1 protein-coding gene is annotated in these 313 nt (G+C 37.7%); it reads left to right on the top strand.

The window, feature by feature from the left end; translation table 11 throughout:
• On the top strand, positions 1-287 hold a 287-nt coding region (gene tnpA / locus ACYQ2O_RS13065; RefSeq protein ID WP_459796821.1), incomplete at its 5' end, for an IS200/IS605 family transposase.
• Positions 288-313 lie beyond the last annotated feature (26 nt).

Genomic DNA, 313 nt, shown 5'->3' on the forward strand with positions numbered 1-313 from the left:
TTCATATGTTAGTTAGTATCCCACCAAAGTTGAGTGTATCTCAGTTCATGGGGTATTTGAAAGGAAAAAGTAGCCTGATGATTTTCGATCGACATGCCAATTTGAAATACCGATATGGGAATCGAAAGTTCTGGTGTCGGGGGTATTTTGTCGACACAGTCGGTCGAAATAGAAAACAGATCGAAGAGTATATTAGGAATCAGCTTCGAGAAGACTATATGAGCGATCAACTGACATTATTCGAAGAATATGATCCGTTCACCGGACATAAGAACAAGAAAAAATAAACGATTCTTTTAGAATCAGTGAGTAA

The organism is Alkalibacterium sp. m-11 (assembly GCF_054658155.1).